At 47.5% G+C, this 21906-nt stretch carries 20 protein-coding genes and 6 pseudogenes; 6 read left to right on the top strand and 20 right to left on the bottom strand.

What is annotated here, in order from left to right; all coding sequences use genetic code 11:
* Positions 1–41: 41 nt before the first annotated feature.
* The gene (locus tag GCU48_RS14145; protein WP_152380419.1) at positions 42–506 is read left to right on the top strand and encodes an AbrB/MazE/SpoVT family DNA-binding domain-containing protein; all 465 of its coding nucleotides are present in this window, start codon (positions 42–44) and stop codon (positions 504–506) included.
* A 233-nt stretch (positions 507–739) separates the two neighbouring features.
* Here GCU48_RS14145 and GCU48_RS14140 read toward each other — a convergent pair whose 3' ends face one another.
* From GCU48_RS14140 to GCU48_RS14115, 7 genes and pseudogenes are all read right to left on the bottom strand, one after another.
* On the bottom strand, positions 740–2074 hold the full coding sequence (locus tag GCU48_RS14140) for an aldehyde dehydrogenase family protein (RefSeq protein ID WP_244316286.1): 1335 nt from the start codon (positions 2072–2074) through the stop codon (positions 740–742).
* Between the two features lie 78 nt (positions 2075–2152).
* Complete coding sequence (locus GCU48_RS14135) at positions 2153–2329, bottom strand: universal stress protein (protein ID WP_244315650.1); 177 nt, start codon at positions 2327–2329, stop codon at positions 2153–2155.
* A gap of 4 nt (positions 2330–2333) precedes the next feature.
* Positions 2334–2531: pseudogene (locus GCU48_RS14130) on the bottom strand (MFS transporter); the annotation flags it as partial.
* A 40-nt stretch (positions 2532–2571) separates the two neighbouring features.
* Entirely contained in the window at positions 2572–3027 is a 456-nt protein-coding gene (locus GCU48_RS14125; RefSeq protein ID WP_152380418.1) for a MerR family transcriptional regulator, read from the bottom strand.
* 358 nt (positions 3028–3385) lie between these two features.
* Positions 3386–3487 carry a hypothetical protein gene (locus GCU48_RS27350; protein WP_014599460.1) on the bottom strand — a complete coding sequence of 34 codons (102 nt, stop codon included), beginning with the start codon at positions 3485–3487 and terminating at the stop codon, positions 3386–3388.
* A 111-nt stretch (positions 3488–3598) separates the two neighbouring features.
* Positions 3599–4186, bottom strand: coding sequence for a TetR/AcrR family transcriptional regulator (locus tag GCU48_RS14120; RefSeq protein WP_152380417.1), 588 nt, complete (start codon positions 4184–4186; stop codon positions 3599–3601).
* 238 nt (positions 4187–4424) lie between these two features.
* On the bottom strand, positions 4425–5036 hold the full coding sequence (locus GCU48_RS14115) for a pyridoxamine 5'-phosphate oxidase family protein (RefSeq protein ID WP_152380416.1): 612 nt from the start codon (positions 5034–5036) through the stop codon (positions 4425–4427).
* Between the two features lie 115 nt (positions 5037–5151).
* On the opposite strand from GCU48_RS14115, the gene pdxR reads away from it, so the two are divergent.
* The gene (gene pdxR / locus GCU48_RS14110) at positions 5152–6669 is read left to right on the top strand and encodes a MocR-like pyridoxine biosynthesis transcription factor PdxR (RefSeq protein WP_152380415.1); all 1518 of its coding nucleotides are present in this window, start codon (positions 5152–5154) and stop codon (positions 6667–6669) included.
* Between the two features lie 401 nt (positions 6670–7070).
* Positions 7071–7454 (top strand): annotated as a pseudogene (locus GCU48_RS14105) (GMC family oxidoreductase); the annotation flags it as partial.
* A 13-nt stretch (positions 7455–7467) separates the two neighbouring features.
* Here GCU48_RS14105 and GCU48_RS14100 read toward each other — a convergent pair.
* The 3 genes from GCU48_RS14100 to GCU48_RS14090 form a co-directional block, all read right to left on the bottom strand.
* Positions 7468–8106: a pentapeptide repeat-containing protein gene (locus GCU48_RS14100; protein WP_152380414.1), complete on the bottom strand. Its 639-nt coding sequence runs from the start codon at positions 8104–8106 to the stop codon at positions 7468–7470.
* Between the two features lie 80 nt (positions 8107–8186).
* Positions 8187–8444: a helix-turn-helix domain-containing protein gene (locus GCU48_RS29195; RefSeq protein WP_167518696.1), complete on the bottom strand. Its 258-nt coding sequence runs from the start codon at positions 8442–8444 to the stop codon at positions 8187–8189.
* Positions 8422–8736 carry a cyclic nucleotide-binding domain-containing protein gene (locus tag GCU48_RS14090; RefSeq protein ID WP_152380413.1) on the bottom strand — a complete coding sequence of 105 codons (315 nt, stop codon included), beginning with the start codon at positions 8734–8736 and terminating at the stop codon, positions 8422–8424. The genes GCU48_RS29195 and GCU48_RS14090 overlap by 23 nt, the downstream gene beginning before the upstream one ends.
* A gap of 73 nt (positions 8737–8809) precedes the next feature.
* On the opposite strand from GCU48_RS14090, the gene GCU48_RS14085 reads away from it, so the two are divergent.
* Positions 8810–9352, top strand: coding sequence for an HAD family hydrolase (locus GCU48_RS14085; protein ID WP_152380412.1), 543 nt, complete (start codon positions 8810–8812; stop codon positions 9350–9352).
* 155 nt (positions 9353–9507) lie between these two features.
* Positions 9508–9789, top strand: a pseudogene (locus GCU48_RS14080) (LamG domain-containing protein); the annotation flags it as partial.
* 227 nt (positions 9790–10016) lie between these two features.
* Here the strand turns inward: GCU48_RS14080 and GCU48_RS14075 are convergent.
* The 6 genes and pseudogenes from GCU48_RS14075 to GCU48_RS14050 all read right to left on the bottom strand — a co-directional run.
* Entirely contained in the window at positions 10017–11063 is a 1047-nt protein-coding gene (locus GCU48_RS14075; protein WP_152380411.1) for a hypothetical protein, read from the bottom strand.
* A gap of 387 nt (positions 11064–11450) precedes the next feature.
* Entirely contained in the window at positions 11451–12278 is an 828-nt protein-coding gene (locus tag GCU48_RS14070) for a carbohydrate ABC transporter permease (RefSeq protein ID WP_152380410.1), read from the bottom strand.
* Positions 12275–13157 (bottom strand): annotated as a pseudogene (locus GCU48_RS14065) (carbohydrate ABC transporter permease). The gene GCU48_RS14070 and the pseudogene GCU48_RS14065 overlap by 4 nt, the downstream one beginning before the upstream one ends.
* Before the next feature lie 39 nt (positions 13158–13196).
* Entirely contained in the window at positions 13197–14477 is a 1281-nt protein-coding gene (locus GCU48_RS14060; protein ID WP_152380409.1) for an ABC transporter substrate-binding protein, read from the bottom strand.
* Positions 14478–14665: 188 nt separating this feature from the next.
* On the bottom strand, positions 14666–15733 hold the full coding sequence (locus tag GCU48_RS14055) for a response regulator transcription factor (RefSeq protein ID WP_152380408.1): 1068 nt from the start codon (positions 15731–15733) through the stop codon (positions 14666–14668).
* Positions 15730–16439: pseudogene (locus GCU48_RS14050) on the bottom strand (sensor histidine kinase); the annotation flags it as partial. The gene GCU48_RS14055 and the pseudogene GCU48_RS14050, both read right to left, overlap by 4 nt.
* Here GCU48_RS14050 and GCU48_RS14045 point away from each other — a divergent pair.
* Positions 16437–17457: pseudogene (locus tag GCU48_RS14045) on the top strand (ISL3 family transposase); the annotation flags it as partial. The pseudogenes GCU48_RS14050 and GCU48_RS14045 sit on opposite strands and share 3 nt — an antisense overlap.
* On the opposite strand, the gene GCU48_RS14040 reads toward GCU48_RS14045, so the two are convergent.
* The 4 genes from GCU48_RS14040 to GCU48_RS14025 all read right to left on the bottom strand — a co-directional run bounded on the left by GCU48_RS14040 (position 17423) and on the right by GCU48_RS14025 (position 21859).
* Positions 17423–17629, bottom strand: a complete 207-nt coding sequence (locus GCU48_RS14040) for an SDR family NAD(P)-dependent oxidoreductase (RefSeq protein ID WP_208811830.1) — start codon at positions 17627–17629, stop codon at positions 17423–17425. The pseudogene GCU48_RS14045 and the gene GCU48_RS14040 overlap by 35 nt on opposite strands.
* A gap of 362 nt (positions 17630–17991) precedes the next feature.
* Complete coding sequence (locus tag GCU48_RS14035) at positions 17992–19407, bottom strand: MFS transporter (protein ID WP_152380407.1); 1416 nt, start codon at positions 19405–19407, stop codon at positions 17992–17994.
* 63 nt (positions 19408–19470) lie between these two features.
* The gene (locus GCU48_RS14030) at positions 19471–20898 is read right to left on the bottom strand and encodes an aldehyde dehydrogenase family protein (RefSeq protein ID WP_025716352.1); all 1428 of its coding nucleotides are present in this window, start codon (positions 20896–20898) and stop codon (positions 19471–19473) included.
* An 82-nt stretch (positions 20899–20980) separates the two neighbouring features.
* A complete protein-coding gene (locus GCU48_RS14025; RefSeq protein ID WP_025716353.1) occupies positions 20981–21859 on the bottom strand; it encodes an oxidoreductase in 879 nt (292 codons plus the stop codon).
* Between the last annotated feature and the right edge of the window lie 47 nt (positions 21860–21906).

Genomic DNA, 21906 nt, shown 5'->3' with positions numbered 1-21906 from the left:
TTCATTTAGTATTATAAGGATATAAAAAAGGAGGTTATCATTTGAAAAGTACAGGTATGACACGTCCCTTAGATGCGTTAGGCCGTATTGTCATCCCCAAAGAAATGCGAATTTCTATGGATTACAATGTGGGTGACCCTGTTGAGATTTTTGCAGATGAGGAAACCGGTACTCTCGCCCTTCGAAAATATACCGGGGTAACGTGCAAAATGTGTGGTTCAACAGAGCAGCTGACTTATTTTAGAGACAGCTTTATTTGCGGGGAATGTATCGAAAGTCTAAAGAACGGTACGAATCTTAGTCCCATGATAAGGCCAGCCAAATCGGCTTTCCCCATCGGAGATCGCTCTAATAGGGAGTCTAAGCGCCTGCGCCGATCGACACAGCAGATGATCGAAAATCTGAAAGAATTAATGCAAAAGCACCCTAATGCAGCACAGCACGAATATGCCAAAATACTTGAGGTTTCCCAAGCCCGTATATCCCAGCTCAAAAAGATGCTATAACTTCAGCTTGCTACCCTACATAGGTCTACATCAGAGATTTCATCATGTACAGCTGCTTTTGAACCGTGATACGCGTCACCATAGCTAACCGACAAAAACCATAGACGTCCATGGCAATAATTTTATACTGGGAATAAAGAACCACCGGAGCTTGTACAGGCGAATCCCTGTACCCGGTGGCTCTTTGTTTTCAAAGACATTTCCTATAACGGGAAAAGGCACTAAGCCGGACACTACCTTTTAATGATAACCAGCTTGGTCTCCAGCATTTCTTCCATGGCATATTTCACACCTTCGCGACCGGTGCCGCTTTGCTTCACACCACCATACGGCATATGGTCGACACGGAAGCTCGGAATGTCATTGATCACCACGCCGCCGACTTCTAGCTTGTCCGCTGCATCCAGCGCGGTCGTAATATTACGAGTATAGATTCCCGCCTGCAAGCCATAAATCGAATGGTTCACATGGTCGATGGCTTCATCTATAGAGCTGACCGGATGAATCAACACAAGCGGAGCAAACACCTCGCGACAGGACACCTTGGAAGTCGGGTCCACATTCAGTAGAACCGTAGGCTCCAGAATACCGCCCTTGGCTTGTCCCCCGAGAGCGATCTTCGCGCCTGCTTGAACCGCCTCATCCAGCCACTCACGGACACGTTGGACATCCTTGGCTGAAATAAGCGCGGATACGTCTGTGTCCGGCTCCAGCGGATCGCCAACTTTCAATCGTTGTGTCGTCTCGATAAAACGGGAAACAAAGGTATCGTACAGTTCATCGACAACGTAAATACGTTGAACCGAGATGCACACCTGTCCCTGATTGGCAAACGCTCCGCTCACACAACGGTCGATGATCGTGTCCACCTCGGTATCACGGTCGATGATGACCGCTGCATTGGAGCCCAGCTCCAGTGTAACCCGCTTCAGGCCAGCCTTGGAGTGAATTTCCGTGCCGACTGCCGGACTTCCGGTAAAGGTGATATAGCTGACGCGCGGATCGGTGACAAGCACATCGCCGATGGTTTTGCCATCGCCGCTGATCACGTTAAGTGCGCCGGCAGGCAAGCCGGCCTGCTCGAGCAGCTCTGCGATCAGGTAAGCCGACAGCGGGGTCTGCTCGGCAGGCTTCAATACGACCGTATTACCTGCCGCGAGTGCAGGGCCAACCTTGTGGGCGACCAGGTTCATCGGGAAGTTAAAGGGTGTGATGGCTCCGACCACACCGACGGGCTTCTTAAGCGTATAGGCCATACGGCCCTCACCGCCCGGTGCGGCATCCAGCGGGATGGTTTCCCCGTGAATCCGCTTGGCTTCCTCGGCTGCAAACTTGTAGGTTTGCACCGTTCGGTCAACCTCTGCCAGCGCAGCCTTCCAGGGTTTGGACGCTTCGCGTGCAATGATACGCGCGGCCTCATCGCGCCGCTCCTCCAGCAGGTCAGCCAGCTTTTCCAAAATGGCTGAGCGCTGGTGCGCCGGCATGGCCCGCATCTCTGCACGTGCGTCAGATGCGGCCTGAATAGCAGCATTGGCATCTTCTGCGGTCGCCTCTGCCACCTCAGCAATGACCTCCCCGGAATACGGTGATTTTAGTGTTGTATACGTTTGAGCTGCATGCTAATATCCTCCTCTCTCTATTCAGATTTATTTCACTGTCAACACAGGACAAGGGGCATGCTGGATCACATGATGACTAACACTGCCCAATATCATTTCCGAAACCAGCCCTTTTCCCCGTGTTCCTATAATAATCAGATCTACCTTTTCCTGATTTGCACTTTCGCAAATGACACTCGCCGGGTCACCATGACCCGCCAGCATGCGGTAAGAGATGCCCTCTTCCTTTAGTCGCATGAAGCTGATCGGCAATGGCCGGAAGAATCGGATCAACCAAGCCCATAAATGAAATAACACAGGCAAAGGCGACCGCCCAGACGGCTTTGGGCTGAGACAGCAAGCCTGACTGTTTTTTTAGATCATCAGGGACTTTTAACTCATCAGGTAAACTATGTTGAGAACTCATGAATGATGTAACCTCCAAATCTGATTGTAAATATTCCTCGTTATGACGGTTCGCTGCCAAGCTCCTCATCAAGCAGAGCCTTCCGTTCACGAACCCTGGCCCGTAGCTTCTCCAGCTCAGTCTGAAGCATGCGGATGCTGTTGATTTTCTCCTCCATCATCTCCAATTGTTCGTTCAGAGTGATCTCCATATCCACCAGCATGGCCCTGCGCTCAGCAGGTTGCAAATGATCCGTACGCTCGCGATATTCCTCCCGTTGACCCTTGAGCATCTCCGCTGCGGACATGTAGCGCTGAAGCTCTTGCAAGGAGAATCCAAGCACTTCCTTGGCACTCACTATTTTTTTAAGTAAATCCACATCCTCCTGCGTATACAGCCTTATATTACCTTCGCTGCGTTGCGGGGAGGGCAACAAACCAATTTCCTCATAATAACGAATGGTTCGCTTCGTTAGACCGCTTTGCTTGGCGACCTCATCAATTTTATACGTAACCATGACACCCACCTTATGAAAAATTTTATATATAAATATTACGCCCATATGACGTTAACGTCAACGTTAACTTTTGAAAACAAAAAAACCGCCTCTGTTCAAGGCGGTTCTGTTCCGGCTGATATGGCTTTACAATGGTCATAGACCTGAAGCATCGGCGCTCAAGCCCATGAATGCAGCATTAGATGAAAAAAGTACGAGTGATGATAACCAGCAAAATGAAGAGAACCAGAATAACACCAGTGGAAGTCCACATGCCGTAGCCGCCACCGCCACAACCTCTATTTACTTCACCCATTTCAAATTCCTCCTCCCTGTTGATTACAGCAAATTGCCCGAATTTAAATCCTTGAGCTGTGAATCAGATGACAAATGCTTTGGAGATGATAACAAGCAGAATGAAAAGTACCAGAATCGCTCCTGTAGATGTAAAAGCTCCATAACCAGCGCCTACTCCAGACATGCTGATTCCTCCCTTCATGGTTTACAAGAGCATCTTATGCTTGTGCCGTCATCCATGATAGGGACAAATGCCGCGCCGATCGCCCAATTATAGATACATGCTGTAGCTGCGCTATCCTTCAGATGCCAGCATACCGCGATACAGCAGGTTGCGTGCTTGTTTGGCAAGTACAGATGGGCTTTCGCGTCCAGGCAGCAATTTGGTTAACGTCAGCCGTTCAATCAAACCGATGACGCATTCTGCTGTCAATTCAGGGTCCAGTTCCTCACGGCAAGAACCCCACCGCTGTGCCGCCAGCAAATGCTTTTTGATATGCTCAGCCATTTCTGCCTTAATCCGGACCGATCCAGCCGCCTGGTAAAATCCGACACGGGTCATTGCAGGATTATGGGACAGCATACGAAAAATAGCTTCCAGAAATACTTGTCCCCGTTTCAAAATTTCTGCTATATTCTGATCCGGCTCTACCTTCATGCTTTGCACCGTTTCGTTCACCAAAGCACGGAAGCTCTCGACAAGCTCCTCATAAATCTGTTCCTTGCTTTCAAAATGAATATAAAAATCCGGCTGCGTTAATCCCGCACGTGCCGCAATTGAACTTACTTTTGTCTGATAAAAACCCGTCTGAGCGAACTCTTCAGCCCCCGCTTCCAGTAACAACCGTCGACTTTCCCGACTTCTGATTCCCGCTCTCTTCACGGTCTTGCCCCCTTACTCCATAAATCTATCGTATTATAAGGTTCCTTTGCAGTAGGAACAACGGGCTTGAGAATGATATATACCTGTCCTTCAAAAGTCCTAATACAGATGAAACGAAGACTTTGAAAGTGAAGATAGCTACTTCTTTAATATATATTTAACCCGTTAGGCCATGAGCGAGCAGGAATAAATCGTCCTAAATCAAGAATGAACATAGAAACGGAGTAGAAGAATTATCTCAGTGATGGGGACAATATTTGCGCATCATTTCAATCGTGGCCAGATCATTATCCAGCCCCCGTTTTTGCAAGCCATCCACGATCTGCTGACGCTCCTGACCTTTGACATTCTGACCGAATTTGAACTTGGCCGTCCATTCATCCGGTACGATTTTGATCAAAGCGACCCCTTTCAAACGTGAAGTATACCGAGGATCACTGGCATCAATAGTGTCATAGCCGCCTTCCGGCTGCAGCTTGTTCATAAAAATGGAAAATGCCGCCGCCTTTTCTTCCAGATCAACTACAAGTTCCGCATGTCCACGCACGGTAACGCTCTTAAAAAACGCAGTCGCCGGACATGCCATATGCTCGTCTGTAAAGTAGGACGGAATCAACGCATACTCCTTGGCGGCGGAAAAGGTGACCCGGTTATCCTCCTTCATCCGTTCTATCTTTTCTCCGGCACGACTGCCATGTATATAAAATACGCCATTTCCGTAAGCAAAATTCAAGGGGACCACACGCGGAAAACCATCCTCGCTGTTGAGACCTAAAAATCCGAAACTGACCTCGTTCAGAAATTGCTCTATTTCCTCTTCTTCTGTCACTGTAAATTCTTTTCTTCTCATGATTAGCTCTCCTTCCTTCTATTGACCAACGATACGTTTCAGATTATGTTGAAAATGGATGTATAAAAAGATCCAATCTGAACAAAAATAAGTAGTCCAATATAAGGAGCAGGGTATGGATATTACAATTGCTTACCAGCGTGCTATTCAGAAATATCATCATAAATATTTGGCATTGTATCACGCTCTCCGGGACGAGATTCTTAACGGCTCCCTTGCTGGCGGTACGCGCCTGCCCTCCAGTCGTGATCTGGCTACGATGTACGGAATTTCGCGTGGCAGTGTTGCCGAAGCCTACGATATGCTGTTGGCAGAAGGATATGTAGAAGCGGCGGTAGGCAGAGGAACCTTTGTTATTGAGCAGACAGCTATGCTGCCGAACCCATCTCTAATCGGCCAGCAGAACCAGAATCCACCTTTTACAAAGCAAAAAGCCCCCGCTCTGTCAGCCTGGGGACAACGAATCATGCAGCTGGAAAGGGAGCGGCAATTACTGTCTGCTACTGCTTTTGTTGAGGATAGAAATGCTGCACAGCAGCCCTTGATTTCTTTTCAGGCAGGAGAAGTCGTATTGGAGGGCAGCTCACAGCTCGCATGGAAAAGTGCACTGGCTGCCGCTGGCAAAGACCTGCAAAAGCCTTCGTCTGACTCAGCGACTGCGCCGGTCAATGGCGATGAATGGCTGCGTGAAGCGATTTGCCAGCATGTTGGCAGGACACGCGGGATTACGGCCCACCCGGACCAAGTCGTTTTATGCAGTGGTTCCATGGAAGTGATTACCCTGTTATGCCAACTGCTTATTGATGAACAGGATACAATTATATTGGAGAATCCCTGTTATGCCGGAATTTATCGAGCAGTTATGGCCTCGGGCGGACAGATTCAGGCTGCTGAACTGGATCAGCAAGGAATAGTCCCGCAGGATTGGGATTCCAAGCTACTGTTTGTGACGCCGGGAAGACAGTTCCCGACCGGTGCTGTTTTGCCACTGGCACGCCGTCAGCATATTTTACAATGGGCGATATCACGAGGTGCCTGGATTATCGAGGACGATTATGACAGTGAATTCCGCTGGGCTGGACGGCCCATCGAACCCTTAAAAGCATTGGATCGCGCAGATTGCGTAATCTATGTCGGTTCCTTTTCCAAAAGCATGTTCAGCAGCCTTCGACTTGGCTATGCGATCCTGCCTGCTGCACTCGCCCAAGCGCTGACAGCTGCCAAACGGCTATATGATCCCCTGCCGCCTGCCCGTTTGGAACAACGTGCACTGGCACGTTTTATGATGCGCGGCGACTATGCTCGCCATTTGCGGCGGATGACCCGTATATACAGATCACGCTACGACGTGTTCCAGCGCGAAATGCAGCAACTGAGCGAACTGTTTCACTGGCATCAGAGCGATTGCGGGCTGCATGCCTATGCCATCTGGAAGCATGAGCATGTTCCATATCATCATTTGATGCAGACAGCACAGGGTTACGGAGTTACATGGCGGGATGCCGCCGATTATCAGCTGACCCCAGGTTCCCCAGCTGCCTGCTTTATCTTTGCCCATTTAACGGAGCAGCAGATTATTGAAGGGATTAGGCGTCTGCGCCAGGCCTGGGACAGTATCAAACATCTGTATTAACGCAGAGAATCAGATGCAAAGTTGACCAGCAGGAAGTGAAAGGCCGTTAGCCCTAACAGTCCCATAAAAGACGATGAAGTTCTTATTACATAATTAAATTCGGAACTTTTAAATCTCGTGATGTATGATCAACATTTGTAAAGACAATACTGGAATCCATAAATATTGCGAATTGTGTGGTGCTTTTGAATGGATGATTTCTTGAAAGTGAATTTTTGGGAAATGAGTTTAAGGGCAAGCCTTTCTTTTTTTGTTCTATTGATACTAGCGCGGCTCCTTGGAAAAAAACAACTTAGTCAACTTACTTATTTTAACTAAGTTACAGGGAGCACTATCGGTTCAATCACAGCGGATATTGCTGGCAGAAGTGAGACGCCTTTTTTAAATGGACTCATTAGTTTAGTCTGGTGGTCGCCTCCTTCTCAGCCAATCCCAAAGATCGCGCACTGCCTTCGAATGATCCGAGTGCTCTATATACGGGCGGGGCTTTCTTGCCTGATCCAAGCGAAACGGAGAACAATCGTCGGGCGGTTCAAATGCTAGGCATTGGTTCCGAAGGCATGCTCACCCTCGCTTTGCTTTATTTACGCCCTACAAGCCGGGGGTCGATCAAATTACAAAACAATGACCCTCTGAAAATCGTGCTTGCAGACGAAGGTTTTCTCTCGAATCCAAAGGACATGGAAGCGGTGAAAAACATATATAAAATTTATGTCAAGAACATAGCGGCAGAGCTAGCGGCCATTGACCCATCATATCAGCTCGTTTCTCCGACGCTTGACGTTAGCCTGGCCCCCCTTATTTAATCACTAGCCCCAAAAGGCCCACAAATGATGAAGCCTGATGAGGTGAGATGATGCAGCCATTCAAGTCTTCTATCTCCACCTGCAGTCCATCGAATTCACAATCGCTCAAATCAATCCCTTTGAGCTTGGACCCCGACAGCATCGCCTGATCCAGATTACAGCGGGTAAAAAAGGTTTTCTGTAGCGTCAGATGATAAAGGTCGGCGCTCTTCAATGAACAGTCCTCAAAACCAACCTGCTTGAAATTGGAAAATCGAAACATTGAATAATCGCCCTGGCAATCCACAAAACGAACGTTTTGGAGCCTGCTTCTGGAAAAGTCAGTGCCCAGCAGTTTACAATTTCTGAACTCCACCCGGTGAATAAAAGACCCGGACAAATGGACATTGGACAGATCACATTTATCAAAAATGACATCTGTCCACTCACTTTCCGGCAATGACGATTCCATGATGGTTACATTTTTAAAGGTCATCTTGTCCAATGAAACCTTAACTGCATCCACATTATCCAAAATCATATCCTCTACGGCCCCCATAAGCAGCTCGTCTTTGGATCGCAAGGAGTACATTTCTTCGTTTAATACGGGTAAATCCGCAGGAATCTTCGGCAACTCCACTTTAATGTTCATAATCCCTCATCTCTTGAGCACGGATACCAGCACACACCAAATCCAACTTTATAGCTGCTTTGTGTATGTGGCAGGCATGGCTACTCATAGCGTATATTTTCAGATAAAGTGTTTAATTTCTCCACGTTGATGATTTGAAGTTCATCATTTGACCGTGAGAGGATATGCTGTTCCTCCCAATTTTTAATGATTCGATTTAGATGCCTTTTCGTTGTACCGATTAATGAAGCAACCTCATTCAGGCTTGACGTAGATAAATATTCCTTTGTATAAGCATCTGAATAAATGGTGCATAAATAAGCTGCAAACCGTGCTTCAACCGATGCTAAAGCGTTCACTCTGGAGGAAATCGTACGTTACATAAACAGACAACGGAATAAAAATAAACGAGCATGCTGTAGCTGCAGTACAATCCGATTGGATGTCGCAATTTTGCAGCAACAGCTCTTTTCCTGTAACCTCTTTGGTGGTTACATAATACCTTCCCTCGACTAATAAGTAGAGTCCTGTAATCTCATCCCCTGCTTGAAGAATGGTGGCTTGAGAAGAAACTATGAGCCATTTGCACAAAGGCTGTACAGACAAAGGGAGTGGAATTTGGAACTGTTCGCAAGCTTTTTGAATATTCATGGATTACCTCCGGGGCATCTGTCCTTCTCATTTTACCAAAAGCCTTTTATATGTATAAGTAGAGGTGAAACATATGAACTTTGTTTTTGATTTGGACGGAACCATTTGTTTTAAAGGCCAACCGCTAGACGAGCAGGTTTGTCACGCATTAGATGCATGTATGCAGCATGGACATGAGGTCATTTTTGCATCCGCACGACCGATTCGCGATTTACTACCTATTTTACCAAAGGAATATCATCATTTTCGGATGGTTGGGGGTAATGGGGCGTTCACTTATGCAGATCAAAAAATCGGCGTTACCTATTTTCCAAACGAAGTACAGGCACAGCTGGTTGAAATCGCGCTGACACACAACCTGCAATACTTGGCGGAGGTATTGATTGATATTAGTCCGCCTGGTATGGATAAAGCAAAAGGATTAGATCAATTGGGTATTACTGAGTATATTGCTTTTGGAAATGATGCAAACGATAGAGTATTATTTGAACAAGCAATTTACAGTGTTTGTGTGGGACATCCTCCAGTTTCAAGGTATGCTAATGAAATGGTGACCCCTGCAAATGTGGCTGAAAAAATTCAGGAATTAGCCTATCGATATGGGAAACGTAGATAGAAGCATATATGAATCTATTTCCTATCAATCTCCAACCATAGGGTAGCAAAAGCATTTCTCTTACATATATTAACGTTGTGAGAGTACGCTCACGAACCTTTTTAAGGAGGTTGATAGAATGGCAGTGCAGCTATCTAATCAAGTATTCTCCATTGACAGGTGTGTGGAAGCATGTGGCTGTGACTCTGTCAGGCACGACTGCGATGATGTATGTGGACGGCGTGGAAGCGACGCGTAACGCCACTATGATGTTGAAGCCGTCCAGCCTTGGGATGACAGACCGGAACTATCTTGGCAAATCCCAGTTCGACGATCCCTATCTCAACGGCGCTGTAGACGAGCTGATTATCTATAACAGAGCGTTAACCGCTCAGGAAATCCGGGGCTTGGCCTCGCCAAGCAGCACCGCTAATGCTCGTCCTATGGGAGCCGATTAGAACGAGCATTTCATGTCCTTAACTTTTTAGCCTGTGAATGATTTGTAATATGAATCATTTGTAATATGAATCATTTGTATCGTGAATGATTCGTGTGGTAAAGGAATGACACCGTGAACACTCAGACTGTGCAAAGAACGGCGTCCGGGTGCCAGATTCCCTCCACCGTTCATATGAAGCTTTACGATTTGGATTGCAGGAAAACAGCTTTTCCATCTGCCGGGCATTTAGCTCTTTCTAATGCGCGTCGTTCTTGGTCTTAAGCGAGCCAGCTCCTCACTGGTAAGCTGCCTTGTATAGGAACGAGGGGAAGAGCCTGTATCTACCGTAAGCACCCTGCCTGCCCCGTTGGGGCGGGCTACCCGTGTGTTGAACACCTGCATGAACCACTGCACCGGGAAAGCAATGGATAGACGGCCATCTGCCGTGCCTGCAAAGTTGACCGCAGCTGCGTAATTATCCGACTGTCTGAGCCAGACAGAGCCGGAATCTCCTGGTAGCGATACAGGAGTCGTGCCTCTGATGACCGTCTGGTCCTCGAAGGTCAGCAGCCCCAGGCTTCCGCCATAATTGATTTGCAGGTCCGTATAGACAGACTCTACCGTGCCATTGACCCGCCCGCTTGTACGCCCTACCTTTTTTAATTTTTCTCCCACACGATAAGCGGTCACATGGCCCGGAACTGCTCCTACTGTGGCATAACGCGGACTGAGCAAGCTGTTGCTGGTCGGCAGAGCAAGCGCCGTATCAATCAGGTTCGTTCCGTTTGGATTCAAGCGCACGTAACGATACAGCCGCCCAATACGATCCCGGGCAACCGTTCCCCCGTCTGCTCCGCCCGGCTGAATCGTAGCCTCCCGATTGTCAGTATTGGAGGGATTAAGGACATGGTTGTTGCTGAAAAGATACCGTGTAGCCGGCGCTCCAGTTGGCGCAACGATCAATCCGGTTGTCCCGGAGCCTTCAATCGTTCCGACACTGTAGCCGGCGACGACCGGGCGTATGCGCTTTCTGTAGTCCGCAGCATGGGCTTTGATTTTTCCGGTTTTTACAATCCGGACAGGGACATTCGTTTTCTTGCCCAATGCGGTGGCGGACAGGAGTCCGGCGGAGGCCGAGGCCAGCCGGTCTGTATACACAATGACAGCCGCTCCCTTTTTGGGATGAGCAGGGTCTTTGTACCCTATGCCAATACCGTGGACACCGGATAATTTTAATATGCGCTTGGCCATCCGCTTTTTCACTTGAAGGGCGGCCGAAAAGGTAGCCAACATCATCATCCCCTTTTACATTCAGATGAAATATTGTATGGCTAAGAACGCTTCGCGTTCCATTTGATCTTACGGTCGCTGCTGCAGCGGGATTCTTAGGATTAGGTAAGCTGAACTTAAAAGCTTCCTATCGTGCCACTGCGCAGTCGGATGGTGCTTTCCAGCGCCACCGCCCCACGGATTTCTTAAATAAATTCTATGTTTAAGGTAAAAATCCGGGGACAAAAGCGACCGCTAAAACTTTAGACATAGAAAAAAGCCGTGTCATTTGTACACGGCTTTTTCTTTAGGCAATCATGGCACAGAGCAGCCAAATGCTGCTGTACCCGGTGCTTGTATTCGCCTGGAAACTTTTTTGTAGGAAAGGCCATCTACCTCCTGTTTCTTTCCTTAGCCCTTAACCGCTCCTTCCGCAATCCCCTCCATGATGAATTTCTGGAAGAACGCATAGATCAGGATGACTGGGATAGAGGTCAATACAAGTGCAGCCAGAATGAGCGACCAATCCTTGTTGTACTCGCCAAACAGCATATTCGTCGATAGAATCAGGGTGTAGTGGTTCACATCCGTCAGCATCAACAATGGAAGCAAAAAGTCGTTCCAAATCCACAGGAAATCCAAAATCGCAATCGTGACGGTGATCGGCAGCAACAAAGGAAATATAATGCGAAAGAAAGTTTGAAACTCATTGCAGCCGTCCATCTGTGCCGATTCCTCCAGCTCACGCGGGATGGATTTGACGAATCCGTGATACAAAAAGATGGCCATATTCACACCCAAACCGATATAGATCAGCGCCAAGCCGTACGTACTGCCTTGGACGGACAAATCCTTAGCCATTCGTGTAAGCGGTATCATAATGGAATGAAACGGAACCAGCATGGAGGCGACAAACAGGAAGAAGATCGCACTGCTCATTTTTCCCCGTGTACGCGACAGCTTGTAGCCCGCCAGCGCCGAACAGATCACGATACCGCCTATTCCGATAAAAGAAATGATCGTGGAATTTAGGGCGCTGTTCAGCAAATGGGTCTGGTAAAAAGCCTGACTGTAATTTTCAAAGTGAAGCTTCGTCGGCAGCGCCGTAAAGGATGCAAACATTTCACCCTGTGTTTTAAATGAATTAATCACCGCCATATAGATGGGGAAGAAGGACACCACTGCGCCAACGCACAGCAGCAACGTAATCAGCAAGGAATTGGCTTTTTTCAGCCTCATGCCTCCACCTCCTTCTTCTTCATGACACGCAGCTGGATCAGCGTGAAGATCAGGACGATAGCGAATAAAATAACGGATTTGGCGCTCGCATAGCCGTAACGGAAGTTGTTGGAGAACGCCTCTTCATAAATGTTCATCGTAATCACCTGCGTACTGCGTCCCGGCCCCCCGCCGGTCAGTCCATAGACGACCTCATATACCTTGAAGGCACCGTTCAGCGTCAGGAAGAAACAGATTGTAATGGCATGGGTAATCATCGGCAGCGTCACGCTTCGCAATGTCTGAAACGCGTTGGCCCCGTCAATAATGGCAGCCTCCTTCAAGCTTTGCGGTACACTGAAGTGCAGCCAGATAAATGATCATCATATACCCGACACCATTCCAGAGTGAGACAATAATGATGGAAAAGAAGGACACCTTCGGATCGCCCAGCCACGATTGACCCAAAAAAACGATCGCCGTCTTTTCGGCAATCTGCGGCAGCACGGAGGAAAAAACGAACGTCCACATAAAGGCACTAATAATGGTACTAATCATATTGGGCATAAAAAATATCGTTCGGAAAAATCCTTTGGAACGCGTACGCGACTCGATAAGCACGGCCAGCAGCAGCGCCAATACATTTTGCAGCACAATCATGACCAATACATATTTGAGCGTAAACCAAAGGGAATTGAGAAAGTCCGGGTCTTCCTTCAGCGCCTCTACAAAGTTCCCCAAGCCGATAAAGCTGTAATTCGGATTCAGTCCGTTCCAGTCTGTGAAGCTGTAGTACATGCCGCTGATCGTCGGAATAAGCAGAAAAATGGCATAAAAGATCAGTGCCGGAGCGGTAAATGCCAGCAGCATCACATATTTTTTGTAGATTTTAAAAGGCATGGAGTCTCCCCCTCCTGATGTATTTCTGTAGGCTACCCGTTACTTGTTCACTTTGTTATACGATTTCCATGCCTTATCCAGCGCCTTAATCACATCATCCTGCGAGAGCTGGCCTGCGTAGTAGGATTGCAACGATTTGCCTGCCTCGTCCTTGACCGCTTGCGGGATGGATGGATCTTGATATGATTTGCCTGCTTTCACATATGCGGTAGCGTCATTGACCCAAGGATAGCTTTTGAACGTATGCACCTTGGAGATCGGGTTAAATTTCAATGCTTCATAGAATGCACTGGAATCCTTGTCGTCCAGCACATAGTTGACAAAATCGAGCGCAACCTCCTTGTTTTTGCTTGTGGAGGATACAGCCAGCGAAGTCGAAGTGGACAGATTGATCAATGCCGCATTAGGATCATCGTTGATCGGCAAAGGAGCTACCCCAAAGTCCATCTTCGGATTAGATTTCAAAATCGTTTCCGCAAACCACGGCCCTTGAATCCACATGGCTGCTTTACCCGAAGCGAAGGCCGCCGATCCGTCATCCCCGCCAATTTCCAGCGCCTTGTCTGTGCCGTTGCTGTTGACCAGGTCGATAATGTCGAACATGCTCTTCATTTCAGCAAAAGAACCTTTATCCTGATTCATGCGGTCGATAAAATCCTTATTCTGTGTGTTCATCATCGCCCCCGCTGTCAATGGCACGAATAGCTGTGGAATCCAGGATTCCTTGTAGGTCAACAGGAACGGCTTTACATTATTCGCTTTCAGTTTCTCGACTACAGCCTTCATTTCAGTCAACGTTCCCGGTGGCTTCAAGCCCAGGTCTTTAAATATCTTTTTATTGTACAAGTAGCCCCATGAAATTGTTTCCAAAGGAACCGCCACAACCTTGCCGTCTTTCGTCGTTACCGAAGGCTTCACACTATCCATTAATTTGCTGACAAATGGCTGACCAGACAAGTCCTCCAAATAACCGGCTTTATAAAACGGAGGAATTTCATTCACCGCATGCAGCGCGAACACATCCGGCGCATCGTTGGATGCAAGTCTCGTTTTCAAAATTTGTGCGGCATTGTCGGCAGGCGGCATCTCCAGCTGCACCGTAACGTCGATATTTTTATCTTTCTTTTCCTTCGCTACGAACGCGTTAATGTATTTATCGTAATGCTCCTTCAAGCGGGGCTGGGCGATAAACATTTTGAGATTCACGGTTTTGCCGTCTCCACCGGAACCACTGCTGTCACTACCTGAAGAATTAGCTCCACACCCGGCCAACAACGTACCGACCAGCATCGTGCTCAATACACCTTTCCATAATTTCATGCAAAATGACCTCCCCTAAGTTGAAAATAACGTTACCGACTGGATAGGCTCCTCTAATGCTCTAGATGAGCTTCATAGAGGCCAAATCCTTTGTGCCGCTTGTTTTGTATACGCTTTCATTATAGGGTGGGAGGTCACTTCTGCCATTGGACATCATTAGCCTGTTGAGTTGGATTTTTTTAAACTCATCAATACTCCTTTCTCATTTCGCCGGGCGCCATGCCAAAATGCTTTTTAAACACTCGATAAAAATAAGATACATCCTCATATCCAGCCATCTCCGCCACCGCTCTAATTGAAATTTGTTTATCTGCCAGCCATTCCCGCGCCTTTTTCATTCTCCGCTGCACGATATAGTCCGTTACATTTTGACCATACTCCTGCTTGAATACCTTGCTCATATACTCTTTGCTCACAAAAAAGTTTTTCGCCAGCTGCTCCAGTGTAATCGGTTCGGCAAAGTGACGATCCATATAGCGCCTTACCTCCTCCAGATTCAGCTTGTTTTTGTATTTTCGCTGTCGTATAAGCTGATCCAGCTCCTGAACATAGCACGCCGATACGAACTCCAGTGCATGTTCTGCTGAGGATAGCGCATCCTGCGACAGTGGAAATCCGGCTTTCGCTGTCGGGGCATCCAGTCCGTTGTCTGCTGCCAGCTCTTTAAGCAGGGAAAGCAGCTCCTGCACCAGCCTGCCCAGCATAGTTGGACTTGGCGCTCCGAGATGCTTCAGCTCCTGCATGACCTGCCTGCATGTCAGGTTCACGCCGTCCTGATTCAGCTCATTGAAATAAAGACGCAGCAGCTGCTTATACCGGGTCAGCTTGTGAAAAAACTCATAATCCAGCTCTGCCCTTTCTTGCTGCTGCTCTGCTGCCTGAGTCTCCAGCTCGTTTTTACATTTGAACAGCACTGCATTCAGCTCGGTGGGGTTAACAGGCTTTAGCAAATAATCGACAGCCTTATAGCGGATGGCATGTTTGGCATATGCAAAGTCATCATAGCCGCTCACGACAATGATTTTTACATCAGGAAAATGGTTATTTAGCGCTTGCAGCAGTTCTACTCCATCCGCACCCGGCATCCGCATGTCAGTAATCACAATATGCGGGGTTAATTCCCCGGTGAGCCTGAACGCCTCGTCTCCGTCCTCGGCCTCACCCACCACCGACATGCCGAGCTTTTCCCACGCGCCAAATGTCTTCACAATATCGCGGTTCCATGGCTCATCATCGACAATTAATACCCTGATCATATGTCCCCCTCCTCTGCTGAGGTGAATGGAATTCGGATGGTGACACGTGTACCTGCCCCCTGCTCACTGTCTATGGTCACCCCGTAATTCACTCCAAAATTCATTCGCAATCGTGAAGCTACATTGCTTAATCCGATATGACTCCCCTGCGCCCAGTCGATTCCTCCAAAGCATTTTCCAGCTTTGCCCGTACTTTTTCCAGCTTGTCGGCATCCATACCGTTACCATTATCACAAACCGTGATACACACGTCCTCTTTCCTAATCTCCACACGGATGCCCATTCGCCATGCCCCCGCCTTACGCTCCAGACCGTGCTGGAACGCATTTTCCAGCAATGGCTGCAGTGACAGCTTGGGTAGACGAATATCCATCGCCCGTTCATCCACCTCCACCTGAAACACCAATCTCTGCGGGAAACGCCGCTGCTGGATGCGCATATAGTGTCCCGCATGGTCGAGCTCCGCACGTAAAGAGGCCATATCCTGAGGCTCCCGTACCACGTAGCGAAACATCTCACTCAGCGACCGGATTACCTCATAGGTGTCCTCCGGCTTTTGGGAAAATACCATGCTTCCGATCATTTGCAGCGTATTTTGCAGAAAATGAGGATGAATCTGCGCCTGGAGCGCTTTCAATTCAGCCGTCTTTTTTTGCAAATTCATACTGTATTCTGTCTGGATATGCTCACGGATTCGTCCTGCCACGTGCCAGCCCTTCGGATGTTTTGTAAGCACTGCGAAACGGGATTTGTCTGGATGTATGAATTTGTCGCTCCCAAACAATGCTACAGCAAGCTCTTTCGATCCCATACCGTCGAACAATCGCTGGGTTCTACCGCAGCGCAAAGCGCTCGCATGCAGCATACGCCGGTAAGCACCGTACAGCGCATGCATAATGAGGCCGTCCCGCTGGAGAGCGATCGGATCTATCAACAAGTATGGGAGGAAGCAAATGCATCATCCGATTTAGTTTTAGGTGTCGATGATTTTGCCATCAAGAAAGGCCACACGTACAATACCGGCATTCACAATCTCAAAGGCGAAACGATGCTCGATTTACTGCCAGGTCGGAAATTGGAAGCATTGCGGGCCTATACCAAGGAGCATCCGGAGTTCCTACTGCTGAATCCAAAAGCTGTGGTTATGGATTTGTCCCAGATTTACCATACCTGGATCAGCGAGTGTTTCCCGTATGCCCTTCGCATCGCGGATCGTTTTCACGTTCATGGTTATGTGATCGAAAGCGTGCAAGAAGTTCGAAAAACGGTTCAGCAGACCTTATCGCCGCGAGCGAGAACGTATTTGAAGGCGAATCACCGCTTGCTGAATCCACCGGCGGAATCGCTGAGTGAAGAGAGCCGAAAACGACTGGAAACGCTTCTGAACTATTCTCCCCTTCTCCATAGCGTGTGGGAATGGAAAGAAACATTCAACACTTGGTATGACTGCTCTCCCAGTTTCGCCGTGGCCCGGCTTGGATTTGAGCGGTGGTGTGAGCAAGGCAGTTGAATAGACCATGCGGCGGTTCGCCGCACACTGAAGACGATGCAGAATTGGAAAGAGGAGATCGTGGCCTACCACCAATGCCTGGACCAACGCGACGGTGGAGGGCCGACATAATCGCATTAAGGCGTTTCAACGCCGTCATTACTTTACACGCAATCCTGATCGCTATAAAGCAGGTATTCTCATCGAATGTAACCGCCACCGACTAATTGGCTAACAGTCAAGTACTGATTTTGAGATTGAGCCTCAATTTGTGCACGAAAATCTTCATCAGTTATTTCTTCGATTGGAGCACTATTGGCATAGCCCGCGTTATTAACAACGATATCCAACGATCCAAACTCATCAATAGCTAACTGAATGGCTGATACCTCCGGCAGCACCACCACGGCATCGTACCTCCTGAAAGTCCAGGCGTGGACTTCGGGCGCTGAGCTACAAGAACGTACCTTCTTTCGTGTCTATAACTTAATTCTCGAGTTCGCCGTACACACGTGCGATATCTGGATCCAATGCTTTCATTTCAAAAGCTGAGCCTCTCCCAACGCTTCGTTTCAGCCAGCTTGCCCTGATCCACGGCGTTGGCAATCATAACGGCATCGCTGCCAAGCAGCAGGCGAAGCGTGATTTATCAATTAAAAATATTTTTGAAATGAATGTACATGAGTTAATCGTGGGAATCAGTTCCCTTTGAATCATGAGCTTATGTTTAAGTGCTCTAAGATCTTTGTAACTAACTAAACTAAGTGTGTCATTTTGCGCGGGCAGTTTGTAAGACCGATTGAGTTGTAGATTTTTTTTCACGAAGCAGCAATAGTATAACGACAACAATCAAAGATGAGGTTAAAAATAACGCTGACCCTGTAATGGATGCGGTAACCGCATTAGCAAATTCAGATTTTGAAGGATTCGACGATTGACTTACAGCACCAAAAACCGTTGCAAGAATTGCCAAACCTACAGATCCTCCGATTTGATGCGACACATTTACTAGACCTGAAGCAGCACCTGCATCACGAGATTCTACTTCTTTAAGTCCCAATGTCGTAAATGGAATAAATACGATGCCGGCACCGATTCCCAGGATGATCATCGGAATAATAATTCCTGAGAAAAAGTGTGTATCCACTGAGACTCTGCTTAGCAAGCTCATTCCTAGGATTGCAGCGATAATACCAAGGATTAATACTTTAGCGTTTCCGAATTTGCCTATTAGTTTAGGAACGACATACATCATCCCAAACTGAACCGCAGTCATCGGTACAAATACAAGACCAGCTTCAAAAGAGGTAAACCCAAGTACGATCTGTAAAAACTGTGACATGAAGTACATCATAGAAAACACGCCACCGACAAATAAAAATCTTCCTAAATAACCCGCAGTCCGATCACGATTGGCAAATAAGCGAAGCGGTGTAATTGGTTGTTTCACACGCGACTCAATGAGAATAAACAATGCCATTAAAATAACGCCGATAATAAGGGGAGTGATGGTCCCATTTGCGCCCCATCCCTTTTCTGATGCTTGAATAAAACCAAATACTAATGATGTCATCCCTATGACAGAAGTTAATGCTCCATATATATCCAACCTTCCAGAAGCTTTTTCAGTCTTGGGTAAATAACGTGGAGACAAAATGAGCAGCGCTATTCCAATCGGTACGTTGATGAACATTCCAACGCGCCATGATACGAGGTCAGTCAATATTCCGCCAAGGATGATCCCTACACTTCCCCCAGCCCCATTGACCGCGCTATACAAGGCGATTGCCTTTGACCTTTCTTTGGTTTCAGTAAAAGTCACCGACAACAACGCGAGCGTAGAAGGTGTAGCCATCGCAGCTGCTACGCCTTGTATGGCGCGAGTGATAAGCAAGAATTCTGACGATTGGGCTAGACCGACAAGCAGTGAAGAAAGCGTAAAGAGCGCGATACCATACATAAATACCTGCTTACGGCCCAAGATATCGCCTAATCTAGCACCAAGCAATAAGATACCGCCAAAAGCTAAAATGTAGGCATTTTGAACCCAAGTCAAATTTGTCGTGGTTAATTGGAAAGAGCGACCAATTTCAGGCAGTGCCGTTACCATTACAGACGCATCTAGTACGATCATCAGCTGGCACGCGATAATCAACATCAAAGTAATGTTCTTAGATGTACGCATACTTAAACAACCTTTCTTTTAATCAAGTTTTGTAATGGATTCAAAAATCGCCCGTGGTTACGATTAGTTTTGGCCATGCCCAGTAATGGTTTTTGTTTCCAAACATTCTTCTATACCATACTCACCATACTCCCGGCCAATACCCGATTGCTTAAATCCACCAAACGGTGCTTTCATTTCGTGAACAGCCCCGTTAATGAGAATGGTTCCCGCCTCGAGTTTGGAAGCAAGTTCGTTTGCTTTCTCTATACTACCGGAGTGGATATAGGCCGCGAGGCCATATGAAGTATTATTAGCCATCTCAATGGCTTCTTCTTCTGTTTTGTAAGTGAGAATCGCTTGTACAGGGCCAAAGATTTCTTCTTTCGCAATCGTCATGTCTTCTGTAACATTCGCAAACAAAGTTGGTTTTACGAAATATCCGCTTTCGAGACCTTCGGGTTGACCAAGTCCTCCGCTTACCAATTCTGCTCCTTCATCAATACCGATTTGAATATACCGCTGAACGTTCTGGTATTGTTTATCAGTAATGATCGGACCAAGCGTTGTGGTTTCTTCTGTAGGCATACCTACGCTCACAGCTTCAATAGCCGCTTTAGCAAGCTTCTTCACCTCTTCCAGGCGATGCTCCGGAACAAGAAGACGAGAACCCGCAATACAAGCCTGACCATTGTTAGTTAGAGCTTGATTTACGGCAATCGGAATAGCTTTTACAAAATCAGCATCATCCAATACAACGATCGGTGATTTGCCGCCAAGTTCTAGTGTGATACGTTTCATCGTATCAACTGCTCCTCTACGGATCTCTTTTCCGACACGTGTTGAACCTGTAAAGTTAATCATTGCGATATCTGGATTACGGGTCATTTCGGCTCCGACCGTATTTCCGTAACCATTCAAGATGTTTATAACACCTTTTGGTAAACCAGCTTGATGGAAGGCCTCGACGATCTCATCAGTTTGAATAGCGCTAAGCTCACTTGGTTTAATGACAACCGTACATCCCGCCGCGATTGCGGCAGATAACTTCGCTGTAATTTGGGAATAGCTTGCGTTCCAAGGAGTGATAATACCGATGACACCAATGGGTTCCGAGACGATTTTGGCAGTAGCAATGTAACGTGTAAATTCAAATTTTTCCAATGCTTGTTTGGTATCCAAGAAATTATTTGCTGCAAGTTTCACGCGGCCAACAGCCATCCTTCTCGGGGCGCCATATTCGTTGATATTCGCTTCAACCATGGGGTCCATTTTGTCCAGGATGGCGTCGTGTAACCGTTGAAGCATTTCAAGGCGCTCCTGAACAGATGTTTGTTTGAATGTCTTGAACGCTTCTTTGGCAGCTGCAATAGCTTTCTTAGCATCTTCTTCATTCCCAAGTATCACACTGCCAATGACTTCTTTGTTAGAAGGGTTAATGAGGACTTGTTCGTCAGTCCCCGAGGGTTGAACAAATTCTCCGTTTATATAAATTCGATTAATTTTTCGCATAAGATTAATTCCTCCTGTTATTGAGCTCGTTATGTTTCACGCGCGAGATTAGGGAATGCAAGGATGATGAACTGTCTGCAACTTAATTCTCGAGTTCGTCGTACATACGTGTGACACCTGGATCCAATGCTTTCATTTCAAAATCTGTTGAAAGGCTGAGCTTCTCCCAACACTTCGTTTCGGCCAGCTTGCCCTGATCCACGGCGTTGGCAATCATAACGGCGTCGCTGCCAAGCAGCAGGCGAAGCGGCGGGTTTTCTTCGTTCACAATCGTAATGATGGCTTGAGCAGCTCTATTCGGGTCGCCGTTTTCCTTGCCGGTAACATCGCGCAGATGCTTCAGCAAACCGCCAACCGTATCCTTGTACTCGTCGCGCGGCTCGATATGCTGCATGGAAGATCCGGCCCAGTCCGTACGGAAGCCGCCCGGTTCGATCAGCGTAACTTTTATGCCCAGCGGACCAACTTCTTTGGACAGTACTTCGGAGAAGCCTTCAACCGCCCATTTTGCCGCTTGATAAGGCGCAAGACCCGGTGCCCCTGTACGGCCGCCAATCGAGGAAAATTGAACGATATGACCATGACCTTGCTCTCTGAGCAGCGGCAGAGCGGCTTTTGTGACGTTCACAACGCCAAACAGATTCGTTTCAACCTGGGCACGGAAGTCTTCTATCGGAGTTTCTTCAATGGACGACACATTACCGTAACCGGCATTATTAACAAGAACATCTAGTCGACCAAATGTATCGAATGCGGCTTTAACGGCTGCTTCAGCTTGCTCGTAGTTATTAACATCCAACTGAACAATTCGCACCTGATCACCGTAACGCTCGGTATAATCGGCAATTTGCTCAGGTTTGCGCGCCGTTGCGATCAATCGGTCCCCTTTTGCCAATACCGCTTCTGCCAGACTGCGGCCGAAGCCGCGGGAACTACCTGTAATCAACCAAACTTTAGACATAAAAAGCCTCCTAAAATTGTTCTTGGAATGTTTGTTCCATATTCAAT

Source organism: Paenibacillus brasilensis (genome assembly GCF_009363115.1).
Classification (GTDB): domain Bacteria; phylum Bacillota; class Bacilli; order Paenibacillales; family Paenibacillaceae; genus Paenibacillus; species Paenibacillus brasilensis.
This window is presented reverse-complemented; position numbering and strand designations above follow the sequence as displayed.